Raw genomic sequence first — 14,970 nt, 5'->3', positions numbered from 1 at the left:
CCGGTCAACCCATCGTGTAGCCGCCGTCGATGGCGATCTCGACACCGTTGATCATGCTGGCGGCGTCTGACGACAGGAACACCACCGCGTCGGAAACCTCGTGGGGAACGGCGAAGCGGCCCAGAGGGATCCGGTTGAGCATCGGGGCTGCCTTGGCGGGTTCGCCCCACACCCGTTGCCCCATCTCGGTGAGCACCACCGTCGGGCACACCGAGTTGGCGCGGATCCCGTGCGGGCCCAGCTCGCGCGCGAGGACCTTGGTCGCCATCACCAGTCCCGCCTTGGATGCGCAGTAGGCGTAGTGGTCGGGGAGCGGGGCGAGCGCAGCCGCCGAAGCCACGGTGACGATCGCGCCCCCGGTGCCCTGCTCGACCATGTGCGCTCCCACCCGCGCCGCGAGCAATGCAGGTGCTCGCAAATTGACCGCGATCGTGGCGTCGAACAGATCCGGGTGGGTGTCGACGACCGCTTCGGGGTGCGAGATGCCGGCGTTGTTGACCAGGATGTCCAGGCCGCCGAACGCGTCTGCGGCCATCCGGGCGAGGGTCGCCGGACCGTCCCGATCGGCCAGATCGACAGCGGCCGCGAACGTTCGGATACCGAACTCGTCGTGCAGCGCCTGACCCGCGCGCTTGAGTTCGTCCTGATCGCGCCCGCTGAGCACCAGGTGCGCACCGGCCGAGGCGAACGCGCGGGCGATGTCGGCGCCGATGCCCTTGCTCGCGCCGGTAACCAACGCGCGCTTGCCATCCAGTCGTTGCACGCCGGCATACCTGGCAGCGGCCGCAGTCGTCACGAACCCTCCTCGGTCGAGTTGATCTCGTTGAGCAGTGCCTCTGCGGTGGCGGGATCGGTGACGAGCCGGTTGAAGTAGCCGCCGCGCGCCCCCGCGGTGATCGAATCGACCTTGTCCTTGCCCACAGCCACCGCGATCGTCACCGGAATATGCTGCAGCGCTTCCAGTTCCAGTGCGATCAACCGCTCCATACCTTCGAACGCGACCGGGTCGCCGTTGCGGTCGTAGAAGCGGGAGCACACATCGCCCACCGCGGAGCGAAGCGAGGTCGAGTCGGTGGGTACGAACTGCGGGATGTCGGAGCGGGTCAGAGGAGGGGCGCCGACACCCATGAGCGCGCAGCGGGCACGTGGCCACTGGTGCAGGACACGTTGGATGCTGGGGTCCTCGAGAAGTGACTGGTACAGGGCCGGGCCCGGAAGCGCCGGTGCGAAAAGGTAATTCGCGCGTCCGCCGACCCGATTGGCGACGAGCCGGGTGATCTCGTTGGTCTGGTACCACTCGTAGGGCTGGTCGTTGCCGCCGACCGTCGGTGCCACCACGACCCCGGGTAGCGGGGTGAGCTCGTACTGGGCCAGTTCGTAGACCGTCCGTCCCGAAGAGACCAGCAGGACATCCCCGGGCAGCAGGCCCGCTTCACTGAGAGCGCGGGCCGCCGCGGGTGCCAGCACCCGCCCCATCACGTCGACCACGCTACGGCCCGGTCCGGGCGCCGGCATCGGGGGCGACAGGTACACGGTGTTCAGGTTGAGTGCGCGCGCCAGCCGGTCGGCCAGCTCCTTGGGCTGGGCGTCGGCCGGTGCGACGACCTCGATCCGCACGATGCCCTGACGTTTGGCCTCGGCGAGCAATCGGCTGACCGTCGCCCGGCTGGTTCCGAGTTGCGTCGCGATCTCGGCCTGGGTCGCGTCGTCCTCGTAGTACAGCCGCGCGGCGGTGTAGAGCAACGAGGGGGAGAAGTGACTGCCTTCGCCGTCGGCCGCCACGCCATCTGTTTTCGCAGCGGAGGGGGTGGACTGAGCCGGCCGGGGCATGGCACAGAGTATGACATCGAACATCTGCTCTGAAAAGAATCTTCCTGAACAGACGTTCTGGACAGATGTGCACGGGCTCCGCTACTGTGACTGCGAACACAGATGGAGGAACCAGCGATGGCCGCTCAGATCCCGGAGAAAATGCAGGCAGTTGTCTGTCACGGGCCCCACGACTACCGACTCGAAGAGGTCGCCGTACCGCGGCGCGGGCCCGGCGAGGCCTTGATCAAGGTCGAGGCGGTCGGCATCTGTGCCAGCGACCTCAAGTGCTACCACGGCGCGGCGAAGTTCTGGGGCGACGAGAACCGGCCTGCGTGGGCCGAGACGATGGTGATCCCGGGCCACGAGTTCGCGGGCCGGGTCGTCGAACTCGACGACGAGGCCGCGCAGCGGTGGGGAATCGCCGTCGGCGACCGGGTGGTCTCCGAGCAGATCGTGCCCTGCTGGAAGTGTCGGTTCTGTAAGCGTGGCCAGTACCACATGTGCCAGCCGCACGACCTCTACGGCTTCAAACGGCGGACCCCCGGGGCGATGGCCAGCTACATGGTGTATCCGGTAGAAGCGCTGGTGCACAAGGTTTCCGGTGACATCGCACCGCAGCACGCAGCCTTCGCCGAACCGCTGTCGTGCTCGTTGCACGCCGTCGAGCGGGCACAGATCCTGTTCGAGGACACGGTCGTGGTGGCCGGATGCGGCCCGATCGGTCTCGGGATGGTGGCCGGCGCTCGCGCCAAGAACCCGATGCACGTGATCGCCCTGGACATGGCGGCCGAGAAGCTCGAGCTGGCCAAGGCGTGCGGCGCCGACATCACGATCAACATCGCCGAGCAGGATGCCGTCGCCATCGTCAAGGAGCTCACCGGCGGTTACGGTGCCGACGTGTACCTGGAGGGGACCGGGCATCCCTCGGCAGTCCCGCAGGGGCTCAACCTGTTACGCAAACTCGGCCGCTACGTCGAGTACGGGGTGTTCGGCAGTGACGTATCGGTGGACTGGAGCATCATCAGCGACGACAAGGAGCTCGACGTCCTGGGTGCACACCTGGGACCGTACTGCTGGCCGGCCGCGATCAAGATGATCGAATCCGGCGTCCTGCCCATGGACCAGATCTGCACCCATCAGCTTCCGCTCGCCGAATTCCAGAAGGGGCTGGACCTGGTGGCCAGCGGCAAGGAATCGGTCAAGGTCTCCCTCATCCCGGCGTGAACGAAGGACATTCGATGAGTCGCTTCCCCAACTCTGCGCGCGGACCTCAGTTCTCGCGCAGGCAGATGCTCGCGGCGCTCGGCGTGGCCGGGGCGGCAGCGGCCAGCGTGCCGGTGCTGAGCTCGTGCGGCGTCGGGGGCAAGGCAAGTGCGCCCAACGGCGCCGACGCCGTCACCGGCGGGTTCGACTGGCGCAAGGCCGCCGGATCCACGATCAACATCCTGCAGACCCCGCACCCCTACCAGCTGTCCTACCAGCCGCTGCTCAAGGAGTTCACCGAGCTCACCGGCATCAATGTCAATGTGGACCTGGTTCCGGAGGCGGACTACTTCACCAAACTCAACACCGAGCTGGCCGGCGGCTCCGGCAAGCACGACGCCTTCATGCTGGGGGCCTACTTCATCTGGCAGTACGGCCCTCCGGGGTGGATCGAGGATCTCGACCCATGGCTGCGCAACAGCGCGGCGACCAGCGCGGAGTACGACTTCGAGGACATCTTCGACGGCTTGCGCACGTCCACCCGCTGGGACTTCACGCTGGGCCACCCGCTGGGCACCGGCGGGCAGTGGGCGATCCCGTGGGGCTTCGAGAACAACGTGGTCGCCTACAACAAGCGCATCTTCGACGAGAAGGGCATCACGAGACTTCCCGACAACCTCGACGATTTCATCCAGCTGGCCGTCGATCTGACAGACCGCTCGGCCAACCGCTACGGCATCGCCACCCGCGGATCCAAGTCGTGGGCCACCATCCACCCCGGGTTCATGACGCAGTACACCCGCGAAGGCGCGGTGGACTACACCTGGAACGGCTCCGAGTTGGTGGCGGAGATGGACAGCGACAAAGCCATCGATTTCACGAAGAAGTGGATCGAGATGCAGCACAAGGCTGGGCCGACCTCCTGGACGACCTACGACTACCCCAATGCCACCGGCGATTTGGGTGACGGCACCGCGATGATGGTCTTCGACGCCGACAGCGCCACCTACCCCAAGAACAAGCCGGGGGCGAGCAAGGAGGCCGGCAACCTGGCCTGGTACGCCGGACCAGCCGGGCCGGATGGCAACTACAAGACCAACCTGTGGACGTGGAGTTGGGCGATGAGCGCCAACTCGCGCAACAAATTGCCTGCGTGGTTGTTCATCCAGTGGGCGACCGGCAAGGAGTCGATGAACAAGGCCGTCGAAGGCGGCACGTACGCCGATCCGGTGCGCAAGTCGGTGTTCGACACCACGTTCAAGCGGGTCGCCGCCGACCAGTTCGGCTACCTCGAGGCGTTCGAGACCGTCATCGGAGAGTCGAAGATCCAGTTCACGCCGCAGAAGAAGTTCTTCGACACCACCCAGAACTGGGCGGTGGCGCTGCAGGACATCTACGGCGGAGATGACGCGGCGACGCGCCTGCGCAGCCTCGCCAAGACCAACACGTCCAAGGTCAATCTCTAGGAGCCGCGGCACTCATGACAACTCAGACTTCCAAAGCTCCGTCGACCTCGTCGGATCAGCCACCCACGTCCAGTCGGGCAGACCGGCCGCAGGTTCCGGCGTGGCGGCGCAAGCTGCGCCCTTACCTGCTGTCGGTCCCCGCCGTGGTGATCGTGATCGGCATCCTGTATCCCTTCGCGGTCGGCGCGTACTACGCCTTCCTCAACTACGCTGCGGTGAACCCGGATCCGCACTTCGTCTGGTTCGAGAACTTCGCTTCCGTGCTCGGCGACCAGGTGTTCTGGAAGAGCGTTCAGGTCACCGTCACCTTCGCGCTCCTGGCCACTTTCATCGAGACGGTGCTGGGCGTCGGCCTGGCGCTGCTGCTCAACCGGTCCTCGATCATCGGCAAGATCTTCGAGAAGGTGCTCATCCTGCCGCTGATGATCGCCCCGGTCATCGCCGGCGTGATCTGGAAGCTCATGTTCAACCCGCAGTTCGGCGTTCTCAATCATGTTCTGGGACTGGGGAACACCTTCGACTGGCTGTCGGCGTCCAACGCACTGTTCTCAGTGATCCTGGTCGACATCTGGATCTTCACGCCGTTCGTCGCGATCCTGGTGCTGGCCGGTATCCGGTCGCTGCCCCGAGAGCCGTTCGAGGCGTCCGAAGTCGACGGAGCTTCGTGGTTCTACATGTTCCGCAAGCTGATGCTGCCCATGCTGTGGCCCTACATTCTCGTCGCGGTGATCTTCCGGTTCATGGACAACCTCAAGGTGTTCGACCACATCTACGTCCTGACCGCAGGCGGACCCGGCGTGGCCACCCGCACGCTGCAGATCGGCGCCTTCGAGGACTCGATCATCAACCTGGACTACTCGCGGGGCAGCACCTACATGCTGCTGCTGTGGGTCATCGTGTTCATCACCGCGCGCTACCTGGTGAGCGTGCTCGGAAAGGCGCAGCGGCGCGCTGCCGGAGCGGAGTCGTAAGATCATGGCACTCAAACTGTCCCGCGCCGAGCTCCTTCCCGGCCAAAAGCGGTGGTCGATTTCAGCCGTGGCGGCCGACATCGGACTGGTGCTCTGGTTCCTGTTCTCGCTGTTCCCGATCTTCTGGATGCTGATGCTGGCCCTGAAGAACGCCGAGCAACAGACCACCACCTACTTCTCGTTCAGCCCGACCTGGTCGAACTTCGCAACGGTGCTGTCCGACAAGGGCACCCAGATGACCAGCGTCGACTTCAAGGCCTCGCTGCTGACCAGCCTGCTCAATTGCGGCGGCGCCGTCCTCGTGTCGCTGGTGATCGGCATTCCGGCCGCGTACGCGGCCGGACGCTGGCAGTACAAGGGCTCCAACGACCTGATGTTCACCATGTTGTCCTTCCGCTTCGCGCCCGAACTGATGGTCATCGTGCCGTTGTTCGTGATCTACAACCAGATCGGGCTGTTCGACACCAAGGTCGGCATGATCTGGGTGCTGCAGCTGGTGACCATGCCGCTGGTGGTGTGGATCCTGCGGTCCTACTTCCAGGATCTGCCTGAAGATCTCGAACAGGCGGCGCTGCTGGACGGCTACACCCGGCGGCGCGCGTTCCTGATGGTCGCGCTGCCGATCGTGCGGCCAGGCATCGCCGCGGCGGCGCTGCTGGCGTTCATCTTTGCCTGGAACAACTACGTCTTCCCGCTCATCTTGGCCGACAGCAATGCCGGCACGGTGACCGTCGCCATCACGAAGTTCCTCGGCGGCGGCGGGCAGGCGTACTACAACCTCACGGCGGCCGCGGCGCTGATCGCCGCGCTGCCACCACTCATCCTCGCGCTGACCATTCAGCGGTATCTGGTGCGGGGCCTGTCATTCGGGGCGGTGAAGGCCTGATGGCCACGGTATCGGTTGCGAACATCCGCAAGACGTACGGGAAAACGGTTGCGGTCGAGGGTCTGTCGCTCGACATCGCCGACGGCGAGTTCTTCGTCATCCTCGGTCCCAGCGGAGCCGGGAAGACAACCACGCTGAAGTCGATCGCCGGCCTGGTGGACGTCGACTCCGGCGCGGTGTCGATCGGCGGAGCCGACATGACGCAGGTGGAGCCCTACCACCGCAACGTCGCGATGGCCTTCGAGAGTTATGCGCTCTATCCACAGAAGACGGTGGCAGAGAACCTGGCCTCTCCGCTGAAATCCGGGCGCACCGGCAAGTATTCTGCGGCCGATCAGGCTGAGCGGATCGATCAGGTCACCACCACGCTCGGCATCAACCAGCTCAAGAACCGGCTGCCCAGGGAGCTGTCGAACGGCCAGCGCCAGCGGGTCGCATTGGGCCGCGTGCTGGTGCGCCCGGCCGATGTCTACCTCCTCGACGAGCCGCTGAGCCACCTCGACGCCAAGCTGCGCGCGTCGATGCGCGCCGAACTCAAGCAGCTCGGCGCCATGTCGAACACGACGACGGTCTACGTCACCCACGACTACCAGGAGGCGCTCGCGCTGGGTGACCGGATCGCGGTGATGCGCGAGGGCCGCCTCATGCAGATCGGCACCCCCGACGAGATCTGGCGACGGCCCGCGGACACCTTCGTGGCCCGCTCGCTGGGGCAACCCGAGATCAACCTGCTCGACGGGGTGGTCGACGACGGCCGTATCCGGCTGGGGGACGGGTCGCTGGACGTTCCGATTCCGGCTGACGCGCGCTGCGATCGCGGTGACCGCGTCCGGGTCGGCTTACGGCCCTGCGATCTTCACGTCACCAGCCGGGAGGGTTCGCTACGTGGCCGGGTGATGCTGGCCGAGCGGTTGGGCCGCAACATCGAGCTGACCGTCGACGTCGGCGGCTCCCAGCTGATCGCGCTGACCTCGGGCCGGCACGGTGTCGGCGAAGGAGACACCGTGACGTTGCGGATCGCCGAATCCGACGTGCACGTGTTCGGGCCGGGCGACGGGGACACCAGCCGGCTGAGCGACGAGACCCTGGAGGCGGTTCAGTGAGCGTCACGATCGACAAGACCACCCGGCAAAGCGCACAGAGCCTGACACTGCGCGACCTCGTCAAGACGTATGCGTCGCGCGGGAGGGACACCGTCACCGCCGTCAAGGGCATCAACCTCGACATCGAGCCGGGCGAACTGGTCGCGCTGCTGGGCCCGTCCGGCTGCGGCAAGACGACCACGCTGCGCATGATCGCGGGGCTGGAAACGGTCACCAGCGGATCCATCAAGATCGGTGACCGCGAGATCTCCCAGCTGCCCGCGGCCAAACGCGGCATCGGCGTCGGCTTCGAGAGCTACGCGCTGTACCCGCCGATGTCGGTCCGCGACAACCTGCTGTACGGCCTGAAGGCCCGCAAGGTCAAAGGTGCGGAGAAAATGGTGGCCTCGATCACCGATCGGCTCGAGATGAACGACCTCATGGACCTGCGGCCGGCGGGGCTGTCCAGCGGTCAGAAGCAGCGCGTCGCGTTGGCCCGGGCGCTCGTGCGCAATCCGCCGGTGCTGCTGCTCGACGAACCCCTGAGCCACCTGGATGCGTCCGCACGCAACCGTGTCCGACGCGAATTGAAGGTGCTGCAGCGCGAATTCGGCTACACCACCATCGTGGTCACCCACGACCAGGTCGAAGCCCTCTCGCTGGCCGACCGGCTGGCCGTCATGGACGGTGGCGTGGTCCAGCAGTTCGGCACCCCCGACGAGGTGTTCGACGACCCGGCGAATCTGTTCGTCGCCGAGTTCGTCGGTGAACCGCAGATCAATGTCCTGTCCGGAGTCGTCCGCCGCGACGGGGACCGGGTGCGGGTCGAGGTCGGCTCGGGGGCGGGCGCCCTGGACACCACGGCCACGGACGTGGCCGACGGGACGCGGGTCACGGTGGGAATCCGGCCGCAGGACTGCGGGCTCGCCGCCCGGGGGACCGTAAGCTCCGGTGGTGTCGCGGCGACCGTCGCGTACTTCGAGCACCTGCTGGAATTCGGCCTGGCCACCAGCACGGTGGCCGGTATCGAGGAGGGCATCGTCGTGCAGACCCCCGCCGAGCAGGACTACGAACCCGAGCAGGAGGTGTCGGTGACCGCTCCCGCCGAGCGGGTGTACCTGTTCGACACCGACACCGGACAGCGGCTGCGATGACCAAGCTCTACAACGACCCTGCCCGCTTCACCGAGGACATGCTGAACGGCTTCCTGGACGCCAACGCGCGCTATGTCGTCGGGGTGCCCGGCGGTGTGGTCCGCGCGCACCGCACCCGACCGGGGAAGGTGGCCGTCGTCATCGGCGGCGGTTCCGGCCACTATCCCGCCTTCTGCGGGACGGTCGGTTTCGGGTTCGCCGACGGCGCGGTGGTCGGCAACATCTTCACCTCGCCATCGGCGGAGGAGGCCGCCTCTGTGGCCCGGGCGGCGCACGGTGACGCCGGGGTGCTGCTCACCACCGGCAACTATGCGGGCGATGTGATGAACTTCGGCCTCGCCGTCACTCAACTGCGTAGCGAGGGCATCGACGCGCACTACTTCGCCGTCACCGACGACATCGCCAGCGCCCCCAAAGGTGAAGAGTCGAAAAGACGCGGCATCGCAGGCGATTTCACGGTGTTCAAGTGTGCCGGCGCAGCAGCCGAGGACGGGCTCGATCTCGCGGGCGTGGTCCGGGTCGCCGAGGCGGCCAACGCCGCGACCCGCACGCTCGGGGTGGCGTTCGACGGCTGCACGATGCCCGGGGCGGACCATCCGCTGTTCACCGTCCCCGAGGGCAAGATGGGCGTCGGGCTCGGCATCCACGGTGAGCCGGGCGTCGCCGACGAGCCCATGCCCACCGCGGCTGCGCTGGCCGAGACGCTGGTCGACGGGGTCCTCGCCGACCATCCGGACACCGAATCGAAGCGAATCGCGGTGATCCTCAACGGGCTCGGACGCACCAAGTACGAAGAGCTCTTCGTCGTGTGGGGCACGGTCGCCCGGCTGCTGCGCGACCGTGGCTACGAAATCGTCGAACCCGAGGTCGGCGAGCTGGTCACCAGCCTGGACATGGCGGGCTGCTCGCTGACCCTGATGTGGCTCGACGACGAACTCGAGCGGTACTGGACCTCGCCTGCCGACACACCGGCATACCGCAAAGGTGCGGCAGCCGGCGAGATCACCGGCGCCGCAGGCGAACTCCGCACCGAGGCCGAACTGCAGTCCGCAGCACAGACCCCGGACCTGGCCGAGCGCTCCGACGACGACGGACGCCGCGGGGCCCAGGTGGTGGCCCGCGCTCTGAGCGCGATGGCGGCGATGCTGGCCGACGCGGAGGATGAGCTGGGCCGCATCGACGCCGTGGCCGGGGACGGTGACCACGGCCGCGGCATGGTCAAGGGCTCGGCGGCGGCGTCACAGGCCGCGGACAAGGCGGTGGCCGCAGGCGGTGGACAGGGCTCGGTGCTCACCGAGGCGGGCAAAGAATGGGCGGCCAAGGCAGGCGGGACGTCCGGCGTGCTGTGGGGCGCTCTGCTGTCCGCGCTCGGCACCCGGCTCGGTGACACCGGCCGACCCGACCCGGTGACCGTGGCCGCCGGAATGCGGGACGGGTACGACGCGTTGGTCAGCCTCGGGGGCGCCGCCCCGGGAGACAAGACGATGCTCGACGCGCTGCTGCCGTTCGTGGACGAGCTGCAGCGCCGGGTGACCGACGGGCAGGAACTGCAGGACGCGTGGCGGGCAGCAGCCGACGTCGCCACCGACGCCGCGAAAGCCACGGCGGATCTGCGGCCCAAGGTCGGCCGGGCACGGCCGCTCGCCGAGCGCAGCATCGGCACTCCCGACGCCGGCGCCACCTCACTGGCGATGTGCGCGAGCACCGTCGCCGACAGCCTCATCGCGAAAGGGAAGTGACCGAGATGGCCTCAGGTTCTGGTCAAGGACTGCGCATCGTCGTCGGCTCCGACGACGCCGGATACGAGTACAAGGAAGCCCTCAAAGGTGATCTGCAGGCCGACGACCGGGTCGCCGACGTGATAGACGTCGGCGTCGGCACGGACGAGAACACCGCGTATCCCCATGTCGCGGTCGCGGCGGCGCGCGTGGTGGCCGAGGGCAAGGCCGATCGTGCGCTGCTGGTGTGTGGCACCGGACTGGGCGTGGCGATCAGTGCCAACAAGGTGCCGGGCATCCGGGCGGTCACCGCGCACGACGGCTTCTCCGTCGAGCGTTCGGTACTGTCCAACAATGCGCAGGTGCTCTGCTTCGGCCAGCGCGTGATCGGACTGGAGCTGGCCCGCCGGCTCGCCCGGGAGTGGCTCGGCTACGAGTTCGATCCGCAGAGTGCGTCGGCAAGCAAGGTTGAGGCCATCAACACCTACGACTCGGCGCCGGACGCCTGCTGACGACTATGTGGACAGGTTCCGGCCTCCTGGCTTGACGGCCAGAGAGAAGCTGCGCTACGTCGCCGGGGTGAGCCGGATGGCGGCGATGCCGAGACGCGTTGCTGCCGACTGGAACTCCTCTCTCGTGGGGACGGTGTCGCCGCCGAACTTCAGGCCCATGCTCTGTTGGGCCTTCTTGACGCCGTAGGACGCTGCGACGCGGTGCACGATGTCTGCGACGGCCGCGGGGTCGGTGATGAGCTGACCGTGCATCCGTGTCGTCTTGCCGTTGTGGGTGACCTCGGCGGTGGCTCCGTCGCGGAAGTTGTGCTTCCAGCCCGCCTCGAGAATGACGTAGAGGTCACCGTCGAGATGGTGGGCACTGACGGGCACGGTGAAGCGGCGGCCAGTCTTGCGTCCGGTGAAGCTGACGAGCATGAACTGTTTGAGCGCGCCACCCAGGGGTGTACGCAGCGCGAACCGCAGCGTGGGGTTGACGACCTTGAGCAGCGCTTCCGGTGGATGGGCGACATCGATGGTTTCGGGCATGGGTTTCACGGTAGGACGGTCAGCCCGCCAGGGAAACTAGATCAGCCCGAGCAACTCCAGATCGGTCAGGTATTGACGATCACCGATCGGGTGTTCCGGCCGCTGGTAGTTGTGGATCAGCGGCAGCAGCGAGGCCTGCCGTTGCCGCTCCGGCAGGGCTCATGACGTAGTAGGTCTCGAAACCGTCGAGCACCTCCGCACCGATGGTGGAGATGGCGTCGGCGATGAATTCGACTGGCAGGCCGTCGAAGTCGGCACGCTGTCGGCTGCCGCCCTCGGCGAACTCGTAGAACGAGTTGCCGGTCACCGCCAGGCTCAGCATCGGGCGGGTGAACATGTCGACGATGGCGCAGTCGACGCTGGTGAAACCCAGCATCGCGACCCGGTCCGCGGGGCGGAAAGGATCGTTGATCAGCGCCTGCGCCGGCGCCCGGACCCGCGCCCAGTCTCGCCGTAGGTGAGGATCTCGAAGCGGGGCTGTAGGTCAGACGGCCGGATCCGGTTGGGCGGCAACCAGTTGCGCATCACCGGAGCTCGGCGGTCCGCACAAGTACCGACCGCTGGCGATCAGAGATGACACGGTCGCCGCTGATGCGGCCTAGCCTGGGATCAGGTGCGGAAGGAGGCGCACATGAACCGCGCAGATCTGGTGTGTGAAGGCGGGGGTGTCCGCGGCATCGGCCTGGTCGGAGCCGTGCACGTACTCGCCGCCGCAGAATACGAGTTCCCCAGGGTCGCCGGTTCGAGCGCGGGTTCGGTGGTGGCCTCGTTGATCGCGGGACTTCAAGCCGCAGGGGAGCCGCTGTCGCGTCTCGACGAGCTCGCGCAGGAGATTGACTACTCCAAGTTCGCCGACCCGACTCTGCTCACGCGGATACCGGTGGTGGGCCCGGCGTTGTCGCTGGCCGCCAACAACGGGCTGTACCGGGGCGACTATCTGGAGAACCTGCTGACCGAGCTACTCGGAGGGCTGGGCGTTCGCACGTTCGGTGATCTGCGTACCGGCGAAGAGCCGGAGCGCAATGCGTGGTCGTTGGTGGTCACCGCCAGCGATCTGTCACGACGTCGGTTGGTCCGCATTCCCTGGGATCTGCCCAACTACGGTCTGGATCCTGACGACTTCCCAGTCGCGCGGGCCGTGCGTGCGTCCTCGGCGGTGCCGTTCGCGTTTCAGCCGGTCGAGGTCGGCGGGGCCACGTGGGTCGACGGTGGTCTGTTGTCGAACTTCCCGGTCCAATTGTTCGACAGCTCCGACGACCAGCCGCGCTGGCCCACGTTCGGGATCCGACTCTCGGCGCCGGCCGGGCGCGCGCCGACCCACAAGATCTACGGTCCGCTGTCGCTGGCGTTCGCGGCCTTGGAGACGTTGATCAGCGATCAGGACGCCGCCTACATCGACGACAGGTGCACGGTCCAGCGGACGATCTTCGTACCCACCGAGAACGTCGGCCCCCTCGATTTCGGCATCAGCGCCGAGGAACGCGACGCGCTCTATCAACGCGGAGTGCAAGCTGCCGAGAAGTTCCTGCGGACCTGGGACTACCCGGCGTATCTGCATGCGTGTCGTGGTGGGCCTGCACCGCCGGAGGCGCCATCGTCTACCGCCGACGCAGGAGCGTGACGCCGGCGAGCACTTCCCACGCGATGATCGGATACACCGATCCCCGCTCCACGAGGCCGGCCGGTAACACGCGAGAACCGGTGGCGCCGTCGATGATCAGGGTGGTCAGGCACACCAGGCCGAAGGTTCCGAGCGCGAAGCTCGTCCGGAGCGCCCAGGAAGGCGCCCGCAGCGCGCGGCCGGCGAACCCCGCCGCGATTGCCGCGACGTTGCCGCCCACGATGGCCAACCCCGCTCCCACGACGTGCCAGCGCGCGTCGGGCGCCCCGCTGTGAAACGTGCCCACCAGGACGTTGCCCACCGTATTCGCCACGGCGGCAACCACGAACACCCTCGCCGCCGTCGCCGCGCAACCGCGGGCCGACACCACCGCTGCGAGCCCGAACAGAATTCCGTGCACCACGAACGCGCCGACGTTCATCACGTCGCTGACACCCAGATCGCTGATGTAGTCGGCGAGGTAGCTGTAGCCGGGAAAGCCCGCCGCCGCGACGGCCTCGCACACCAGATAGACGGTCGCGCCGAGCACCCAGATCACCGCGGCGGTGCGGGCGGAACCCACTACCAGTTGCCCGGCGAATAGTCCTTCAGGAAACAGCCGTACAGGTCCTCGCCGGCCTCCCCGCGCACGATCGGGTCATACACACGCGCGGCTCCGTCGACCAGATCCAGTGGGGCGTGGAAGCCTTCGTCGGCCAGGCGCAGCTTTGTCGGATGCGGACGCTCGTCGGTGATCCAACCGGTGTCCACCGCGGTCATCAAAATGCCGTCCTCCTCCAGCATTTCGCCGGCGCTGGTCCGCGTGAGCATGTTCAGCGCGGCCTTGGCCATGTTCGTGTGCGGGTGACCGGGCCCCTTGTAGGCCCGGCTGAACTGACCTTCCATCGCCGAGACGTTGACGACGTACTTGCGGCGCGCCGACGAGGCGGCCATCGCCGGCCGCAGTCGGCTGACCAAGATGAACGGAGCCGTCTGGTTGCACAGCTGGACTTCGAGAAGTTCCATCGCGTCGACCTCATGCACCCGTTGGGTCCAGCTGTTGACCGGCGCGGTGTCGGGCAGCAACCCGCCCGCGTCGATGGCCGTGCCCGCCGCGATCCGTTCCGGCGAGGCGCTGCGTGCCTTGAGCGCGAGCTCGGTGACCGCGTGCGGGGCGTCCTGCTCAGCCAGGCTCCCGGCGAGAGCCGCGGGGTGGGCGTCGCTGACTCGGTCGAACGAGATGACGTCGACGAGTTCGAGTTCGGTCGGCGCGGTGCGCTCGGCCTCGACGAGGGCTGCGTACGAACCCGGAGACCGGCGCACGGTCTGGGCGGCGTTGTTGATCAGGATGTCCAGCGGACCCTGCGCGGCGACGGTGTCGGCCAGCGCCACCACCTGCGCGGGATCGCGCAGGTCGATGCCCACGATGCGCAGCCGGTGCAGCCAGTCGGCGCTGTCGGGCATCGCGGCGAAGCGCCGCACGGCGTCGTGCGGAAAGCGCGTCGTGATGGTCGTGTGCGCGCCGTCGCGCAGCAGCCGCAACGCGATGTACATACCGATCTTGGCTCGGCCGCCGGTGAGCAGGGCTCGCCGGCCGGTCAGGTCGGTGCGGGCGTCGCGCTTGGCCCTGTTGAGTGCCGCGCAGGTCGGGCAGAGCTGGTGGTAGAACGCGTCGACCACGGTGTGGTGGGTCTTGCAGACGTAGCAGGCCCGGGACCGCTGCAGGGTGCCGGCGGTGGCTCCATCGGCAGTGGACACCAAGGGCAGCCCGGCCGTCTCGTCGTCGATGCGGCCCGGTGCGCCGGTGGCGGTGGCGGCGATGACGGCGCGGTCGGCCGCAGTGATGGCGTCGCGTTTGGCGTGCCGGCGGGCCTTACGGACCGACTTGAAGATGCTCGCCGTGGCCCTGCGCACGGCGACGGCGTCGGGGTGTTCGGGCGGCAACGCCTCAATGTCGGAGAGCACCTGCAGGCAGGTTCTCAGCTTGTCGGGGTCGATGGCGCTCACGGGGGAAGGGTACGGACTTCACCGCTGATCG

Annotated in this window: 14 protein-coding genes and 1 pseudogene; 9 read left to right on the top strand and 6 right to left on the bottom strand. The window is 67.4% G+C overall.

Annotated elements, in window-relative coordinates; all coding sequences use genetic code 11:
* Positions 1-4 precede the first annotated feature (4 nt).
* Together KXD97_RS24935 and KXD97_RS24930 are read right to left on the bottom strand one after the other, a co-directional pair.
* Positions 5-796 carry an SDR family NAD(P)-dependent oxidoreductase gene (locus KXD97_RS24935; protein ID WP_260753142.1) on the bottom strand — a complete coding sequence of 264 codons (792 nt, stop codon included), beginning with the start codon at positions 794-796 and terminating at the stop codon, positions 5-7.
* Positions 793-1,830 carry a sugar-binding transcriptional regulator gene (locus KXD97_RS24930; protein ID WP_260753141.1) on the bottom strand — a complete coding sequence of 346 codons (1,038 nt, stop codon included), beginning with the start codon at positions 1,828-1,830 and terminating at the stop codon, positions 793-795. The genes KXD97_RS24935 and KXD97_RS24930 overlap by 4 nt, the downstream gene beginning before the upstream one ends.
* 117 nt (positions 1,831-1,947) lie before the next feature.
* Between KXD97_RS24930 and eltD the strand changes: the two genes are divergently transcribed.
* From eltD to KXD97_RS24890, 8 genes are all read left to right on the top strand, one after another.
* Positions 1,948-3,036: an erythritol/L-threitol dehyrogenase gene (eltD, locus tag KXD97_RS24925; RefSeq protein ID WP_260753138.1), complete on the top strand. Its 1,089-nt coding sequence runs from the start codon at positions 1,948-1,950 to the stop codon at positions 3,034-3,036.
* Positions 3,037-3,101: 65 nt separating this feature from the next.
* On the top strand, positions 3,102-4,481 hold the full coding sequence (locus tag KXD97_RS24920) for an extracellular solute-binding protein (RefSeq protein ID WP_260758141.1): 1,380 nt from the start codon (positions 3,102-3,104) through the stop codon (positions 4,479-4,481).
* Positions 4,482-4,495: 14 nt separating this feature from the next.
* The gene (locus tag KXD97_RS24915) at positions 4,496-5,452 is read left to right on the top strand and encodes a carbohydrate ABC transporter permease (protein ID WP_260753137.1); all 957 of its coding nucleotides are present in this window, start codon (positions 4,496-4,498) and stop codon (positions 5,450-5,452) included.
* A 4-nt stretch (positions 5,453-5,456) separates the two neighbouring features.
* The gene (locus tag KXD97_RS24910; RefSeq protein ID WP_260753135.1) at positions 5,457-6,338 is read left to right on the top strand and encodes a carbohydrate ABC transporter permease; all 882 of its coding nucleotides are present in this window, start codon (positions 5,457-5,459) and stop codon (positions 6,336-6,338) included.
* Positions 6,338-7,441 carry an ABC transporter ATP-binding protein gene (locus tag KXD97_RS24905; protein WP_260753134.1) on the top strand — a complete coding sequence of 368 codons (1,104 nt, stop codon included), beginning with the start codon at positions 6,338-6,340 and terminating at the stop codon, positions 7,439-7,441. Before KXD97_RS24910 ends, KXD97_RS24905 begins: the two co-directional genes overlap by 1 nt.
* Positions 7,438-8,574 carry an ABC transporter ATP-binding protein gene (locus KXD97_RS24900; RefSeq protein WP_260753133.1) on the top strand — a complete coding sequence of 379 codons (1,137 nt, stop codon included), beginning with the start codon at positions 7,438-7,440 and terminating at the stop codon, positions 8,572-8,574. Before KXD97_RS24905 ends, KXD97_RS24900 begins: the two co-directional genes overlap by 4 nt.
* On the top strand, positions 8,571-10,313 hold the full coding sequence (gene derK, locus KXD97_RS24895) for a D-erythrulose 4-kinase (RefSeq protein ID WP_260753132.1): 1,743 nt from the start codon (positions 8,571-8,573) through the stop codon (positions 10,311-10,313). Before KXD97_RS24900 ends, derK begins: the two co-directional genes overlap by 4 nt.
* A 5-nt stretch (positions 10,314-10,318) precedes the next feature.
* Entirely contained in the window at positions 10,319-10,804 is a 486-nt protein-coding gene (locus tag KXD97_RS24890) for a ribose-5-phosphate isomerase (protein ID WP_260753131.1), read from the top strand.
* 54 nt (positions 10,805-10,858) lie between these two features.
* Here KXD97_RS24890 and KXD97_RS24885 read toward each other — a convergent pair whose 3' ends face one another.
* Positions 10,859-11,332, bottom strand: coding sequence for a hypothetical protein (locus KXD97_RS24885; protein ID WP_260753129.1), 474 nt, complete (start codon positions 11,330-11,332; stop codon positions 10,859-10,861).
* A 36-nt stretch (positions 11,333-11,368) separates the two neighbouring features.
* Positions 11,369-11,672: pseudogene (locus tag KXD97_RS24880) on the bottom strand (hypothetical protein); the annotation flags it as partial.
* A 291-nt stretch (positions 11,673-11,963) separates the two neighbouring features.
* Here KXD97_RS24880 and KXD97_RS24875 point away from each other — a divergent pair.
* Positions 11,964-12,953 carry a patatin-like phospholipase family protein gene (locus tag KXD97_RS24875; RefSeq protein ID WP_260753128.1) on the top strand — a complete coding sequence of 330 codons (990 nt, stop codon included), beginning with the start codon at positions 11,964-11,966 and terminating at the stop codon, positions 12,951-12,953.
* Here KXD97_RS24875 and KXD97_RS24870 read toward each other — a convergent pair.
* Positions 12,931-13,515 (bottom strand): DUF998 domain-containing protein, encoded by a 585-nt coding sequence (locus tag KXD97_RS24870; RefSeq protein WP_260753127.1) that lies wholly within the window; start codon positions 13,513-13,515, stop codon positions 12,931-12,933. The two genes, KXD97_RS24875 and KXD97_RS24870, sit on opposite strands and share 23 nt — an antisense overlap.
* On the bottom strand, positions 13,515-14,939 hold the full coding sequence (locus KXD97_RS24865) for an SDR family oxidoreductase (protein WP_260753124.1): 1,425 nt from the start codon (positions 14,937-14,939) through the stop codon (positions 13,515-13,517). The genes KXD97_RS24870 and KXD97_RS24865 overlap by 1 nt, the downstream gene beginning before the upstream one ends.
* Between the last annotated feature and the right edge of the window lie 31 nt (positions 14,940-14,970).

Source organism: Mycobacterium sp. SMC-8 (assembly GCF_025263565.1).
In the GTDB taxonomy this organism is placed as follows: Bacteria; Actinomycetota; Actinomycetes; order Mycobacteriales; family Mycobacteriaceae; genus Mycobacterium.
Note: the sequence above shows the minus strand (reverse complement) of the source record. Positions and strands in the feature narration are given on the sequence as shown.